At 59.7% G+C, this 15685-nt stretch carries 9 protein-coding genes; 5 read left to right on the plus strand and 4 right to left on the minus strand.

Features of this window, described 5'->3' with window-relative positions; all coding sequences use genetic code 11:
* Positions 1-7: 7 nt before the first annotated feature.
* Both H1B37_RS24260 and H1B37_RS24265 read right to left on the minus strand, forming a co-directional pair.
* Positions 8-1057: a molybdopterin-dependent oxidoreductase gene (locus H1B37_RS24260; RefSeq protein WP_182869727.1), complete on the minus strand. Its 1050-nt coding sequence runs from the start codon at positions 1055-1057 to the stop codon at positions 8-10.
* A gap of 172 nt (positions 1058-1229) precedes the next feature.
* On the minus strand, positions 1230-2126 hold the full coding sequence (locus H1B37_RS24265) for a LysR family transcriptional regulator (RefSeq protein WP_353620911.1): 897 nt from the start codon (positions 2124-2126) through the stop codon (positions 1230-1232).
* A gap of 232 nt (positions 2127-2358) precedes the next feature.
* Here H1B37_RS24265 and H1B37_RS24270 point away from each other — a divergent pair, with 232 nt between their 5' ends.
* Together H1B37_RS24270 and H1B37_RS24275 are read left to right on the plus strand one after the other, a co-directional pair.
* Positions 2359-3468 (plus strand): isocitrate/isopropylmalate dehydrogenase family protein, encoded by a 1110-nt coding sequence (locus tag H1B37_RS24270; RefSeq protein WP_182869729.1) that lies wholly within the window; start codon positions 2359-2361, stop codon positions 3466-3468.
* Positions 3469-3620: 152 nt separating this feature from the next.
* Entirely contained in the window at positions 3621-6752 is a 3132-nt protein-coding gene (locus H1B37_RS24275) for a DUF5060 domain-containing protein (protein WP_436298792.1), read from the plus strand.
* 764 nt (positions 6753-7516) lie between these two features.
* On the opposite strand, the gene H1B37_RS24280 is transcribed toward H1B37_RS24275, so the two are convergent.
* Positions 7517-8101: a hypothetical protein gene (locus H1B37_RS24280; protein WP_182869731.1), complete on the minus strand. Its 585-nt coding sequence runs from the start codon at positions 8099-8101 to the stop codon at positions 7517-7519.
* 145 nt (positions 8102-8246) lie between these two features.
* Between H1B37_RS24280 and H1B37_RS24285 the strand changes: the two genes are divergently transcribed.
* Positions 8247-9353 carry a glycoside hydrolase family 62 protein gene (locus H1B37_RS24285; RefSeq protein ID WP_182869733.1) on the plus strand — a complete coding sequence of 369 codons (1107 nt, stop codon included), beginning with the start codon at positions 8247-8249 and terminating at the stop codon, positions 9351-9353.
* A gap of 276 nt (positions 9354-9629) precedes the next feature.
* Here the strand turns inward: H1B37_RS24285 and H1B37_RS24290 are convergent, their stop codons facing one another.
* Complete coding sequence (locus H1B37_RS24290) at positions 9630-10244, minus strand: hypothetical protein (protein ID WP_182869735.1); 615 nt, start codon at positions 10242-10244, stop codon at positions 9630-9632.
* Between the two features lie 492 nt (positions 10245-10736).
* On the opposite strand from H1B37_RS24290, the gene H1B37_RS24295 reads away from it, so the two are divergent.
* Entirely contained in the window at positions 10737-14675 is a 3939-nt protein-coding gene (locus tag H1B37_RS24295) for an ATP-binding protein (RefSeq protein ID WP_182869737.1), read from the plus strand.
* A 155-nt stretch (positions 14676-14830) separates the two neighbouring features.
* The gene (locus H1B37_RS24300) at positions 14831-15619 is read left to right on the plus strand and encodes a hypothetical protein (RefSeq protein ID WP_182869740.1); all 789 of its coding nucleotides are present in this window, start codon (positions 14831-14833) and stop codon (positions 15617-15619) included.
* The last annotated feature ends 66 nt before the right edge of the window (positions 15620-15685 follow it).

Consider the following 15685-nt stretch of genomic DNA (forward strand, 5'->3'; position numbering starts at 1 on the left):
ATTGAAATTAGCGCTCGTGCACCGTTGCACGCTGAGACCAAAAACACTCGCGCTGCTCGGGCGTGAGCGCCGCCAACGAACTCGCGGTGACCCGCGTCGACGCGTTGATCGATGCGACGTGGCGCCGGTCGCCGGCGGCATCGATCACGGCAAAACTGGCGCCGAACAGCGACGCATCACGCAGGTCCGCGCCGCGGAGATCGGCGCCCGAAAAGTCGGCACCTTCCAAGTCGGCGCCGCGAAAGTTTGCCTCGCGTAGATCCGCCGATTGAAGGTGTGCGTTGGAGAGGTTGGCGCCGCGGAAATCTGCGCCACGCAACGCGGTCTTCCTGAGATCCGCATTACGCAACAACGCATTGACGGCGTTTAGATTCGCTAGCTCCAATCCGCTCGCCTGCAACCCCAACAGATCACGATCGCTGAAGTCGCGTTGCCGGATCAGCCGAACGGCCTCCTGTTTACTCAGACTCGACGCGATGTACCGTTGCTCTTTCCAAGGGTCGGCGCCGTTGTGGTACCCCGCTTCGGACTCCCAGTACCCGAGCCGATCGTCAGTGAGAAACTCGATCCGTTCAAGCCACTTAAGGCTCTTGTAAAAATACTTGCCGGGGACCACCATGCGAACGGGCCCGCCGTGCTCGGTTGCAAGCGGCGCACCGCCGGCCCGCAGTGCGACTAAGGGATCCAGATCCAACAATTCCTGCAGCGGCAATGACGTGGAATGGGAACGATCACTGCGAGCGACGAAAGACACGAACCGGGCACGCGGATTGAAAAGTGGTTGCCCATCGAAATCCGTCACGAGTTCGGCAAACCGAACGCCTTGGAATTCCATCTGCAAACGCGACCATCGCGTCACGCAGTGCACGTCGATCCGCCGTGTGGTTTGCGGCAGCGCGGCCAAGTCGCTCAGGCTCCAACAACGATCCGCGGTGACCTCGCCGCCGAGTGTGACGGTCCACGGACGCGTGCTCTGCGCCGGAGCGCGTTCGCCGACCACCGGCCAGTGATCTTGTTTGACCCGTTGTTGGTTGGGGGGCAGGGGTGGTGAGGTCATGGATGATTGGCGGGGACAGATGAAATGACATGCCAGCCTGTGGCGTTGGCGGGCTGTCGATCGAAAGCCGACGGCTCACGATTGTTTCAGTTGCGATTAGATCAACAGGCCGGCGTCGGTGTTGGTTGCGATTGTACACGGGCCGCTCGCTTACGCTTCCCGCTGGCATGTGTCAGTTCGGTGCGGCCTTGAGTTGTTCCACCAATTCCACCATCGGGTCGGTCAACAAGCGTCCTTTACGCCACATCAGCACGATCCTCCGCTGTCCGAGTTTGTCGCTCAGGGAACGTGAGGCAAGCTTTTTACTCAATTCTCCCCTGCTGCGTCCGGCCACGATCCCGACGCCCATTCCGGCCGAGGCGCAGGCGATGGTGAAGGCGCTGTTGTCGGTTTCCACGGCGATCGTTGCAACCAGGCCTTCGCGGTGCAGCGCCTGGTCGAGAGCATCACGCCCATGGGTGCCCGCCAGCGTGACCACCAAGGGGTGCCGGGCGAGATCGGCAAGTCCCGACGATTCAGACTTCATGTACGGATGAGATTTCCTGGCCACCGCAAGAAACTCCACCGTGTACGCCGGTTCGTAGTGCAAGTGCGACGACTTGCGCTCCAATCCCGGTTCCAATGCCATCGCGATGTCGGCCTGGTCGTCCATCAACAACTCTTCGGCCCGGCGATCGTTCCCTTGCCGGATCACCAGATGATTGGGGTGTCGCTTGCGAAACGCCGCCAGCGGAACGGCAAGGTCTTCCAACATCATCCGCGCCCCGGCGACCAGCCGAATCGGCAAGTCACGCGAAGACTGCTGGACCACATCAAACGTCGATTCGATCTGGACCAGAATCGAACTGACTTGCTGATACAACGTTTCCGCCGCCTCGGTCGGCCGGACCTGGCGTCCGACCCGCTGAAACAATTCCACGCCGTAAAGTTTTTCCAGCGTCTGGATATGCTGCCAGACCGACGGGACCGACAGATGACAGACGCGGGCCGCCGCCGCGTAGCCGCCTTCCCGCATCACCAATTGGAACGTCCGCAGATGGGCGACGTTTAGATCGTCAGACTTGATCACGGGCGGCCTGCCAATCGTTTACTTCTCCCGAATGAATATTTCGCATTATTTTATTGTAACGAATGACACGTGGGGCCTACAATCCGCCGGTCAACTCAAGGTGCGTTGAAAGCATCATGAATCAGCGTTTCATCGTAGCTGCCTTCGCCAGAAGGTGGTTTCCGCGTGTTCTCCACGCTCCCATCGAGCGTAGCTACGTCAGCGGGGCGCATCCCAACGAGGTTCCAATCGTATGAGTCGTTATCAAATCGCGCTGTTGCCGGGCGACGGCATCGGTCCGGAATGTATGGAGGCGACCCACCGGGTGCTCGGCCAAATGGTCGACCGAATCGATGGGTTGGATTTGCAATTCAGCTCGCACCGGGCGGGGGCGGAACTCTATCGCGACACCGGCGAAGCGTTGCCGGCGGCGGTGTTGGAGGACTGTTTGGCTGCGGACGCGGTGTTGCTGTCGGCGATCGGATTGCCGGATGTGCGTTACCGCGATGGGACGGAAGTTCAACCGACGATGATGGTCGGGTTGCGAAGGGCGCTCCAGGTGCATTCGGCGGTTCGTCCGGTCAAGCTTTATCGTGGCGCACCCTGTGTGCTGAAAGACACCGGGCCGGGAATCGATTTTGTGATCATCCGCGAGAACCTGGAAGGATTGTTCGCGTCCTTTGGCGGCGGCAGCAAGGTGGGCGACGAAGTGGCCACCGACACCTTGGTCGTGACGCGCAAAGGCACCTCACAAGTGTCCGACTTTGCATTCCGTTTGGCGCAGCGTCGCAAGGGACGACCGTCTGACGGCAAGAAAATGGTCACCTGTGTCGACAAGGCGAACGTGTTCCAAAGCATGGCGTTCTTTCGCAAGGTCTTCTTTGACGTCGCCGCGCGGTACCCCGAGATCGAAGCGGAGGCGGTGTACGTCGATGCGATGAGCTTGTACATGGTCCAAAACCCCTGGGACTTTGACGTCTTGGTGATGGAGAACCAGTTCGGCGACATTCTGTCCGATTTGGGCGCCGGCCTGGTCGGCGGACTTGGCGTCGGCCCGTCGGCAGAGATCGGAGAGGAACACGGTCTGTTCCAACCCTCCCACGGCACGGCCCCACAACTGGCCGGCAAGAACGTTGCCAATCCGCTGGCGACTATCCTGTCGGCGGCGATGATGCTGGATTGGTTGGGCGACAAGCACGACGATCCCGTTTGTTTGCGCGTTGCGGTCGACTTGGAACAGGCGGTCGAAAAGGTGATCGCCGACGGCAACGTCCTGACCCCCGACATGGGCGGAAACGCATCGACGTCCCAAGTCGCCGAAGCGGTCTGCGACGCGCTGGTTGTCGAAGCACCGGCCACCTGACCCGCCCCACCCGTCGACACCGAACCCGTCGGCACCGAAACGTAGCTACCTTCGCCAGAAGGTGGATCCCCCGTGTTTCCCTTCCCCCCTGAATTTCCCCTTCCCATCGGTGAACTATGATGAAACGCTCCACGCGGTTGAAACCTCGAATCGTGACTTCACTGGCTGCCCTGCTTTGCACCGTCTTTGTTTCCGCGCCCATCGCGGCACAACAACCGATCATCGATGACTCGGTTGTCTTCGCCGAACAGGACGGGCTGGTGGCCGTCGAGGCCGAACACTTTTTCAAACAGACCGCGACCGACGTGCGGGCGTTCTACTTGACGCACTCCCAGGCGACACCGGACGTCACGCCCGATGGTGATCCGCCGCACGTGGCCGGGGCCGGCGGCGGCGCGTACTTGGAAATCCTGCCCGACACCCGCCGAACCCACGGCGACAAACTGATTCGGGGCACCAACTTTGCCCCCGAACCGGGTGCGTTGGCGGTGTTGCACTACAAGGTCCACATCTCCACGCCCGGCACCTACTACGTCTGGGTGCGAGCCCATTCGACCGGGTCGGAAGACAACGGGTTGCACGTCGGAATCGACGGGACCTGGCCCGAAAGCGGCAAACGGCTGCAGTGGTGCCAGGGCAAACACAGTTGGCGTTGGGAAAGCAAACAACGCACCGAAAAGCAACACTGCGGTGAACCCTACAAGATCTACCTGGAAATCGATCAACCGGGCGAGCACGTCATTCACTTCTCGATGCGTGAAGACGGATTCGAATTTGACAAATTCTTGCTGACGACCGACCGCGGCTTCACCCGTCCCGAGGATGCCGGGCCGGCGCCGCGGGTCAAACGTGGCACATTGCCCAAAGCGTTCGAGTCGGTCGCGGTGACCGCCCCGAAACCCGCTGCCGCCCCGGCAACCCAAAGTGGATTGAAATTGTCCGCTGCCGCATTCGCCGCAGGAAAAGGCACCGGGTACTACCTGGACCGGGGAAAATGGATGGCCGTCAACCCCGACCAACACCAACGGGGATCGATCGAAAAAACGTTCCCGTTCCCGACCGGTCGGTACAACGTCACGCTTCAAACGGTCGGCGAAAACGATGGCCGATCCAGTTATGCGGTTTCGATCGACGGCGAACGGATCGGCAGCTACACCAACCCGCTCGGCGACGCAATGTATGCCGAAGGAAAAGCCTATCACAAGACTTGGAATAACGTCGCAATCACCGAAGGCGCGATGATCGGCGTCCGTTCAGAAGTCGGCAGCAAAGACGGCCAAGAGTTCAGCCGTGCCCGATGGTCGGCGGTCGCGTTTACCCCCGCCGACCCGGCAACCGGCAATGCGGTTGCGCCGCTGTTGGCCAAGCAGGCCAGTGAGGAAAAGCACACCGCGACCGCAAAACCGAACTCCAGTCCGACCGTGCCGTCCAGCAACGATCCCTTGCAATCGCCTCGCCTGGCAGACGGCGACGGTAGCGTCGACGTCAGCGGCGAACTGAAACAATGGCACAAGGTGACGCTGGATCTGAGCGGCCCCTACGCCCATGAAAAGGACAACGCGCCGAATCCCTTTACCGATTATCGGATGACGGTGACGTTTCGACATTCCGGCGGGAAAACCTACACCGTCCCCGGATACTTTGCCGCCGATGGCAACGCCGGCAACACCTCGGCCGAATCCGGAACGCACTGGCGGGCCCACTTCGCCCCCGATCAAACCGGCACGTGGACCTATTCGGTTTCGTTTCATCGCGGCGACCTGGCCGCACTTGATTCCGATGCCTCTTCGCAACCTCTTGCTCCCTTTGATGGGGGCAGCGGTTCCATCGAAATCGCGGCCAGCGACAAGTCCGGTCGAGACCTGCGGGGACAAGGCCGGTTGACCTACGTCGGCAAGCACTACCTGCAGTTCGCGGGATCGAAACGATACTTTTTGAAAGTCGGTGCGGACGCGCCCGAGACCTTGTTGGCCTATGCCGACTTTGACAACACCCGCGCCGGAAATCCCAAGAAGGCACCGCTGAAGACCTGGTCGCCACACCTGCAAGACTGGAACAACGGCGACCCCACCTGGCGTGACGGCAAGGGCAAAGGATTGATCGGTGCGGTCAACTACTTGTCCGGCAAAGGCTGCAACGCATTCTCGTTCTTGACCTACAACGCCGGCGGCGACGGAGACAACGTCTGGCCGTTCATTCAGCGTGAAGACAAACTGCACTACGATTGCAGCAAGTTGGATCAGTGGGGGATCGTGTTCGATCACGGCACGGCCAAGGGGATGTACCTGCACTTCAAAATGCAGGAAACCGAGATCGACGATCACACCAAACACAAATCGTCTGGACTCGTTCCGGAATCTCTGGACGGCGGCAATTTGGGCACGCAGCGAAAACTGTATTGTCGCGAATTGATCGCGCGTTACGGCCACAACCTGGCGCTCAACTGGAACCTGGGTGAAGAGAACACCCAGACGACCGAGCAGTTGCAAGCGATGATCAACTACATCGCCGACGTGGATGCCTATGACCACAACATCGTCGTGCACACGTTCCCGTCTCAACAGGACAAGGTTTATCGCCCGTTACTCGGTGACAAATCGAAATTGACCGGCGTGTCGCTGCAAAACAGCAGCCTGGAAACGACCCACGCACAAACGGCGAAATGGGTTTCCCAATCCGCCGCCGCGGGCAAACCCTGGATCGTCGCGTTTGACGAATCCGGCAGCGCGGCCCACGCCCAGTGTCCCGACCTGGGTTACAACGGTTTCGACGGACACGACCGCACCGGCAAAATGGCATACACCCAACACAAGGTTCGCAAGCAGACCCTGTGGGGAACGCTGATGGCCGGCGGAGCGGGGAACGAGTATTACTTCGGTTACCAGTTCGACGAAAACGATATCGTTTGCGAAGACTGGCGGAGTCGCGACCAAAGCTGGGACTACTGCCGCATCGCGATCGGATTCTTCCACGACCACGAAATCCCGTTTTGGGAAATGAAGAATGTGGATCAATTGATCGGCAACCCAGATCGCAAGCCGACCAAGTATTGCTTTGCCAAGGCCGACGACACGTACCTGGTTTACCTGTGTGAGGGCGGAACGACGACGCTGGATCTGTCCGCTGCGAAAGGGCAGTACGACGTCCGCTGGTTCAACCCGCGTCAGGGCGGACCGCTGCAATCGGGCAGCACGACCACGATCACCGGCGGCGGAAAGGTCGCGTTGGGGCAAGCCCCCTCGGACCCGAACGAAGACTGGTTGATCGTCGTGCGGAAGAAGTAAACCAATTTCCCCGCCAGTGTAGAACCGCTGTCTCAGCCAGTGTAGAACCGCTGTCTCAGCCAGTGTAGAACCGCTGTCTCAGCCAGTGTAGAACCGCTGTCTCAGCTGTTCTCCACTAGCAGCGCAGCGGACAGAAGATACCGCGCCGCCGAAGGCGGCAGGGCGAACAGTTGGGACAACGGTTCTACAATCCCCATCCCAGTGTAGAACCGCTGTCTCAGCTGTTCTCCACTAGCAGCGCAGCGGACAGAAGATACCAACCCGCCGAAGGCGGCAGGGCGAACAGTTGGGACAACGGTTCTACAATTCCCATCCCAGTGTAGAACCGCTGTCTCAGCTGTTCTCCGCTGGCAGCGCAGCGGACAGAAGATACCAACCCGCCGAAGGCGGCAGGGCGAACAGTTGGGACAACGGCGCTACAATCCCCATCCCAGTGTAGAACCGCTGTCTCAGCTGTTCTCCGCTGGCAGCGCAGCGGACAGAAGATACCACCCCGCCGAAGGCGGCAGGGCGAACAGTTGGGACAACGGCGCTACAATTCCCATCCCAGTGTAGAACCGCTGTCTCAGCTGTTCTCCGCTACCAGCGCAGCGGACAGAAGAGGCCGCCCCGCCGAAGGCGGCAGGGAGGGTCGTCCTCGTATGTCCGTCTCGCCTTCATCTTCGGGTAAACCGTAGTGGACGACGCGAGGAGTCCTCGCAGTACGCGAGCCGAATGGACTCGTCGCCTCGTCCACGACCCGAACGCTGAGCTGCGGTGGAAGACTAGCGTGACGCCTCGCCGGCGGCCTTCTCCTCCAGCTTCTTAAGCGAGTGCTTGATCGCGCCGAGCAATTTCTTGGACGCGTTCGTGGTCAATCGATACGTGTCGACCTTGTCCTTGCTGCGATGTTCCAGCTGAAGAAAACGCTGATTCTGGTCGGCGGAAAACGTCAGCGCCCAATCCGCTTGCTGCATCGCGGTTTTGATCGGGATGCGTTGATCCTTGTCGTTCGGTTCCGCCTTCAATCCGGCTTCGAAGGCCTTGATCAGCCGCGTGGCCTGCGTCTGATTGAGCATTAACATGCCACCGGCGGGCGGCGTGGTCTCGCCGGGTTTTGTCGGGACCATCAGCGAGAGTTGCACCGAGGGATCAAATCCATCGTAAGCGACCGGGGCGACGTAGGTGTAACCGGTGCGTGAGAGTCCGAGATGAACGAAGGGCGAAGGGTCGCCGATCCAAGATCGGTCACCGATCACCACGGACTGAATCGTCGGATCATACGTGTCATCATCGGGGGACCAGTCGTCCGCGACCGCGGAACCATGAATCAACGCAAGTGCCAACGCACAACCGACCAGACGCTTCATCGCTGTTTTTCTCGTTTTAAACCAACCAAGGAGGCAAACACACCGGTGCCCAGCATAGACAACCACGGAGCCGCAACCAACCGGATTTGTTTTACCAGTAGAATTGGCCACACCAGTCGACATTCACAAATTCAGGAAAATCACTATGCGACATGGCAACGTTCCGCTTGCAGTCTTGTCTTTCACGCTGCTGTTCGGGATCGGCGGCCTGGCACCGCGATCGACCGTGATGGCCCAACAGGTCGCCGAAACACAAGCCGACGATGCGACAGTCGTGGCCATCGACGACCCGTTTCAATCGGGCGAGTTTCGTTGGCGGGTCGGTCCGCCGCTGTTGGAAATCGACTCCGAGCGTTTGCCGGCTTCGCCCGAACATCCCTGGTTGGCGGTCAAGGATCCCAGCATCGTGCGGCATGACGGCCGCTGGCATCTGTTTTGCACGCTGCGGAAACAAAAATCGGGCGACGGACGCATCCGCATCGGGCAGCTTTCATTCGCCGATTGGGCCGATGCCAGGAACGCCGATTGGAGTGTGTTGGATTTAACGATGGGCTACCACGGCGCCCCACAAATCTTTTACTTCCGCCCGCAGCGAAAGTGGTACCTGATTTACCAGGCCAGTGATGACACACGCGGTCTGAAGTATGGTCCCTGCTATTCGACCAACGATTCGCTGGATGCGCCCGAGCGTTGGACACGTCCCCGGCCGCTGTATGTCGTCAAAGACGGTGCCAAGGCGGGATTGGATTTTTGGGTCATCTGTGACGATGCCAAGGCACACCTGTTCTTCACGACGCTCAACGGCCAGATGTGGCGTGCGGAAACGGCGTTGGCGAACTTTCCCGATCGCGGCTGGTCGGATCCCCAAGTGGTGTTGCAGGCCGACATCTTCGAAGCCAGTCACACCTACGCGTTCAAAGGCCGGCAACGATACCTGACGATGGTCGAGGCTCAAGCCGGACGCCGACGGTATTTCAAAGCCTTCATCAGCGACTCTCTGGATGGAACCTGGCGACCGCTTGCCGCTAGCCGTGATCAGCCGTTCGTTTCACCGGTCAACGTGATCAACCAAGACCAATCCTGGGCGACGTCCTATAGCCACGGCGAACTCATTCGCGCCGGTCATGATCAGCGACTGGAGGTGGATCCGGAAAACTTGCAACTGCTGTTTCAGGGTGCCGACGACGCGGAGTACCGACGCGGCAATTACGGCGACATCCCGTGGCGGTTGGGGATGTTGCGGGCTCAGTGAAAGGGCGACGTGCGTTTGTGTGGGCGTGTTCGCCCTCCCGCTGGGAGGGTCGCGGAGAAGTGAACGCTCGGTGCGGGGAGGGTTCGTTGTAGCTCACAAGAACTCAACCACCACGAATCAACCCTCCCCTCGCTACGCTCGACCCTCCCTGCCAGGGAGGGTTAAGTCTTAACTTGGCGCCAATGCCGCTCGCTGCGCTCGCCCCTCCTGCCAGGAGGGTTGAATTGAAAAACCGCACGACCTCGGCAGGGAGGGAGGCTTACTTGTTTGACGGCTTCAAGTCTTGGCTTTATGCAGAAGCCGTGCAACGGGTGATGGATCGGAATCGGATGCTTCCAGTTCCGTGATCTCCATGAACGAGACGCGCTGTCGATTGACGATGGCGACGTTCATGTGTTGTGGCGTGTCGGGCGTCTCAGCATCAACGACCGAGGCGTCGGCGATGGGAAAGAAGTCACGATTGGCGTGCAGGAATTCTTTGACGCTCTTGTGCGTGGTCATGTGCAATCGCCCCTTGACGATCCAGCGGTCGATGGCGACGACCGTGTGGAACAGTTGCAACGCGCGGCGGCTACCGATGCGTTTGGCGGCGGCTTCGTGGGTGTCGCCGGCGATCCCCGCGATCATGATCTCCGGTTTGCGGACGTTGACCTTTGCCATCTGATCGATCAGTCGGCCGTGGCGATACAGGCTTGCGTTGCGGCATTCCATGTAGTCGCTGATCGATTGATTCATGACGTCCGAGATGCGTCGTCCGCCGAGATCGCAATCGGCCACGATCTCGAATCCGGGTGTCTGGAAACGAACCTTGACCGCCGGCGTCTCCTCGGCCTCGCGGACCAAGGATTGGCACACCGTCAAATTCTTGAGAAGCTCTGATACATCATCCATTGCAGCGTTCGCCCCGAATCACTTGTTGTTGGTTTCTCGTGTTGTCTCTCTAAAGCGATGTCGGTCAACCCGCATCGCCGCCGCCGTGACCAGCCCGAGCGTTGTGCGGCATCGCCGTGCCGCGATGACCAATGGCCGGCGGTTCTGGAGACAGTTACGTCACCGCGAAACGATGAATTGAGTGAAGTTGTCAAAACGGGGGTGGGCCTCGGATCAAGGGGCTACGCTACCCTTAAGAATTTGCATAATCGGAGCGGGATTGCCGACGACGTCTACGGATGAAGCGGGGGAAAGAGGGGCCCCGCGAGTACGTTCGAGAAGCCCGAAGCACGCGAGAACGATTGGCGCAGGAGTGGTCGACAGACTGCCCGGCCGGGGGGCAAGCGAGCAACCGTCCTGACAACCTGGGCATCGACCACGGTTCTTCAGCTAGCAGGTGGCGTGATTGTCCACTAAAACTAGGGCGAAGATCGCCCCCACAGGGAAGCAGAAATGCCCCGATTCCTCCTCCTGTTGTTGCTCTCGGTCGCCGGGATCCTGGTTGCCAACGGGATCGTGCTGACCAGCAGATGCCATGCGCAACAACCGGCCTCGATCGCCCGGGCGTGGCAGTTCCAGTCGTTTTACCGGGACGCGAATCTGGCGGAAAAGTCGATCACCCATGCAGCCGTCGCGGCGGACGGTTCGCTGTGGTTCGCCGTCTCGGACGGCTTGTATCACTACGACGGTTATCGCTGGAAACGCTTCACAACCAAAGACGGGCTCCCCAGCAACTACGTCCGCTGTGTCCTGGTTGACGACGACGGGATGTTATGGGTGGGCACCGATCACGGGGTGACCCTCTTTGACGGATCCACATTCGATTCCGATCGACTGAAGGGACGGTTGGCCGGGCCGAGCATCCGTCGCATCGTTCGCGATAGCGATGGGGCATTGTGGTTTTGCTGTGACCAGTGGCCCAAGGGTGGCGTGCCCGCAGGATTAACGCGGATGAAAGACGGAGAATTCACAAGTTGGGGCAAGCAAGACGGGCTGCCCAGCAACTACATTTCCGATTACGTGCGAACGAGCGACGGACGTCAGTTTGTTCTGACCAACGTCGGCTTGGCGGAATTGACCGAGGACGGTGTCCGAGAGCCGCTGGTGGAGGCGGGGCTGTGGGAAGAACCCGCCTATGTCTGGTCGATGGTCGAAAGCCAACGGCATGGCCTGTTGGTCGCAACCGGTGAGAATTTTTATCAGTTCAAGGAAGGAACGTGGCGACGCACTGCCAATGTGACGCCCAATCTCGAGCAACCCAAGTTGATTGCGACCCGAGACGGTGAGATCTTGACCTGCACCTCGGGGCGTAGCCCCGTCATGAACCGCTGGAATGGTCATGGCTGGGACAATGCATCGCGTCAGTTGACCAATGTCGTCGGGAACGTGCAGTACCTTTTGGAGGACCGCCAGGGTGTGGTCTGGATCGTCGGCCCCGAGCGTCTGCTGCTTTGGGAGCGTGACGACCCTGAATGGAAAATCTATCAGGATCTCGGCGGGCCACTTCATCGTGACCGCGACGGCGGGATGTGGTTTTTGCGAAAGCCGGACGGACTTGTCCGATGGGCGGAGCGGCGTTCGACCGAGTACCCGAATTTAAAGGCGCCGATCCATGAAAGTTCTGACGGGGCACTCTGGTTTGAATCAAACGGTGGGATCGACCGCTGGCAAAACGGACGGCTCAGTCACATCGATTTGCAGGAGCACGTCGGAGCGAGGTTGCTGGGGATCGATGGTCGTGACGTGGTTTGGGTCGGAGCGATGGACGCTGATCACAACCGCGTCATGCTCGGGATCGAAGGCGATCGATTGCATAGCACAGACATGTCGCGATTCGATCGTCCCATTCGGGTGAGTCGATCGTGCGCTGATCCACGGGGAGGGATCTGGATCGTTCTTGGCGCCAACAACTCCCTACCCTATGACCTGCTTTACTGTGATCGCGACTCCGTCACAAACGTCAATTTGCCGGCGAAAGCACAGATCAGTCATGCTCCCTTCGTCCAGCCCTTGGCGGACGGAACACTGTTAATTTCCGGATTCTTTGGGTTGATGCGCTCGACCGATGGTGGCCTCCGTTGGTCTGACATCGAGTTGCCCTCGCGTGCGGTCGGCAAACTCGTCACCCTGGACGGGGAGATCTGGGCGTCATGCAGCGGTTACCTCGGGGGGCAAGCGGCCCTGGTGCGAATGCGCGATGGAGTTTGGAAACCGATGCCTGATCGCGTCGGCCGAATTGTAGGCAAGAACGGCAGGCAACAGCTCTTTGCGTCCTCGCGAGGCAAGCTCGAAGTGATCGACGCAGGCGCCGCGTCCCTGCCGCCGCCGATCGCGACACCCTTTGAAACCCGCGTGAACACCGTTGTCGCCGGAAATCCAGGCGAATTTTGGGTGGGCGTGGGGAATCGCTGTTATCGCTATCAACACAATGCGCATCCGCCCCAGACGGAGATCGTTGACGGGGACAGTACCTTGAACGAAGGCGAAGGCTTGCGTTTGCGTGTGCGTGGCTTGCAGCGATTTCGACCGCGGGGGACACGACGGCATTTTCTTGTTTCTTCCAAGATTGACGATCAGGCGTGGACGCCGTTCGAACCGTTGGAAGAGGAGTTGAGGCTGCCCGTGTTGCCGTTCGGGGACCATCGCGTTGCCGTCCGCGTCCAGGACGCCGCCGGTCAGATCGACCCGACGCCTGCAGTGTTCCGATTCAGCGTGATGCCGTTGCCCTTGCAATCGCGCGGCTGGTTTAAACCCGCCGTCGCGTTTTTTGTTGCATCGATCTTGGCATTAGCCATCCTGGCCGGATTCAACTGGGTCCGTGTCGGCAAGATGGCACGAGGTCTGGAGCGTGACGTCGCCCGCAAAACAAGTCGCATCGCTGCCAGCGAACGAAAATTTCGGCTGCTGTTTGAAGACTCCCAGGATGCGATCTATCTGTTCGGAAACGACGGCACGCTGAAAAGCTGTAATAGCGTGGGAAGGGAACTGATGGGGCTGCAGCAACAAGCGACGATCGAGCTTTCGTCGATGTTTGCCGGCAGTGACGAAGCGAAACGTTTTCAGTCGGGATTGAAACAGTCCAATCATTTGCGCGGCGCCCAGTTCAAAATGCAGACGCTCCAGGGCAAACCGTTCGACGCCATTCTGTCGGTCAATCGCCAGACCGGTGAAGACGGAAAGCCGAGCGGTTTCCAGGTGATCATCCGCGACATCTCGACACTCGTCGATCTCCAGAATCAACTCTCGGAAACGAAAAAGATGGAAGCGATCGGTCGGATGGCCGGCGGGATCGCTCACGATTTCAACAACTTCCTTGCCGTCGTCATGTACGGGGCCGAATTCGTCCGGATGAGCGCCGATGGGAATGCGGCCGTGGACCAAGGCGTGCAAATGATCCTTGATGCGGCCCAGCGAGGTCGTCATTTGACCGGCCAGATCCAAACGTTCAGCCGGACGTCGACGGGCAAGTTAAGCGTCGTGGATACCGGCCGAGTGCTCGCCGAAATCGATCCGCTGCTGCGTGGGGTTTTAGAGTCGGCGATCGATTTGAAGTACGACGTCGCCGATCCCGTCGACCACATTCGTGCCGACAGGAGCCAGTTGGAACAAGTGTTGATCAATCTGGCGATCAACGCCGCGCACGCGATGCCCGATGGCGGAACACTGACCATCGGTGCGCGTAACGTTGACGTCGCCGAACAAGAACTGAATGAACTGCGATTGGATCTACCCGGCCCCTACGTGGTCATCGAAGTCAGCGACTGCGGACATGGGATGGACGCCGCGACCTGTGAGCGGATTTTTGATCCTTTCTTCACGACCAAGCCGCACGGACAGGGAACCGGATTGGGACTGGCGATCGTCTATGGCATCGTCCAACAATTTCGCGGCCAGATTTCGGTCGCCAGCCGCGTCGGACATGGCACCCGGTTCACCGTCTATCTGCCCGCGACCAAAGAACCGGCGGCCGATGAAGCCCCCACGCCCCTTGAACAGGATCCCGCCCAAGGAACCGAAACGGTCTTGTTTGTCGAAGACGAGCAAGCGATCCGAGACTTGGCTTGTAAATCGTTGCGACACTATGGGTACCACGTCGTGGCGGCGGCCGATGGGTTGCAGGCCAAGCGACTGATCGAATCAAATCCATCGATCGAATTGGTCATCTCGGACGTCGCGATGCCGGGCATGAGCGGCACCGTGCTGTTACAGTGGCTGCGCGGCGTCCGTCCGAATCTTCCGGTGTTGTTGATTACCGGACACGCCGACCCTGCCTCGACCCAAGCGATCGAGGCAATCGAGGTTCCCTGTTTGAGAAAACCCTTTCTGCCGGCCGCCTTGGCCCGCCAGGTGCGAGAAATCCTCGATCGCCCCGTGGCATCACAAGCGTCTTGAACCTTTTTTCTGAAAATCATGTCGCCCCGATGGTGAGCGTTGCTTCGGTCGGTGAAAGATTTTCGGTTCGATACGGAGGCATTGCTCCGGGAACACAGCCTAGCAAGGGTCTAGGCTTGGGCAGTTGTTTTCCCGCTTCACCTGCGAGTGTTCCAATGGTCCGTCTCTCGTTCGTTCTGGTCGTGCTGCTGTCGGTGGATTGTTCCCTGGTCAATGGACAATGGTTTGGCAACAAATCGCGGAGCGGGCGCCGAAGTCGAGTTCAATCTCACACGCCGCCTGCCGTCCCCAACCGATACCGAACGCCCTACCCCACGTCGACGCGGGGAATGAGTATCGGCGTGTTCAGTTACCCCGACTACAACTACCCGCGGCCAGGATCGTTTGATCCCTACCGCTTCGACAATTACGTCTACGATCCCTACCGGTTCGGCAGCTTCGAAGCGCCGGATCTGTTGAACGATCCGTATTTCCGCGAACGGCATCGATACGACAGTCACTTCCCCGGCCGCCGACGTCCGCCACTGGCCATGAAGACGCCACAACCAGAATTTGCTTACCCGTCGCCGCGTAATCCGTACCTGTACAAGGGAAGCCGAGAAGCGCTTCGAAATCCGTCGCCGAAACATCCGCAGACCGCCAATGCGCCCCAGCAATTGGCCGCCAGTCTTGCGGCCATGGACGACGGCGAAGCTTGGATGGAGTTTCTCGCCCCGGATCGCGTCGAAGACTTAATCGCCAAAGGAAACCAAGCGGAACTGAAAGAGTTGCTGTCGCACTATGATGGGATCGTCAACAGCCCGGCGCTCAAGTCGATCGCCTCGGCGCGCGGTTTCCAAGCGACACGAGAGTTGCTCCGCGAGCATGTCGACCAGGCGGAAGAGCTGCCGCCAGCACCGGGTGATGCGATTCAATGGGAAACGCTGCCGCCGGCCCAGATTTGATGCGCGGGGTTGAAAGCGGCCGTCTTACGTAGCTACCTTCGCCAGAAGGTGGTTCCCCGTCGGTCA

It is taken from the genome of Stieleria mannarensis (assembly GCF_014154935.1).
GTDB classification, from domain to species: domain Bacteria; phylum Planctomycetota; class Planctomycetia; order Pirellulales; family Pirellulaceae; genus Stieleria; species Stieleria mannarensis.

Coding starts and splice junctions, on each gene's coding strand:
- H1B37_RS24260 (WP_182869727.1), bottom strand. CDS start 1,057: ATGACCTCACCACCCCTGCCCCCCAACCAACAACGGGTCAAACAAGAT.
- H1B37_RS24270 (WP_182869729.1), top strand. CDS start 2,359: ATGAGTCGTTATCAAATCGCGCTGTTGCCGGGCGACGGCATCGGTCCG.
- H1B37_RS24280 (WP_182869731.1), bottom strand. CDS start 8,101: ATGAAGCGTCTGGTCGGTTGTGCGTTGGCACTTGCGTTGATTCATGGT.
- H1B37_RS24285 (WP_182869733.1), top strand. CDS start 8,247: ATGCGACATGGCAACGTTCCGCTTGCAGTCTTGTCTTTCACGCTGCTG.
- H1B37_RS24290 (WP_182869735.1), bottom strand. CDS start 10,244: ATGGATGATGTATCAGAGCTTCTCAAGAATTTGACGGTGTGCCAATCC.
- H1B37_RS24295 (WP_182869737.1), top strand. CDS start 10,737: ATGCCCCGATTCCTCCTCCTGTTGTTGCTCTCGGTCGCCGGGATCCTG.
- H1B37_RS24300 (WP_182869740.1), top strand. CDS start 14,831: ATGGTCCGTCTCTCGTTCGTTCTGGTCGTGCTGCTGTCGGTGGATTGT.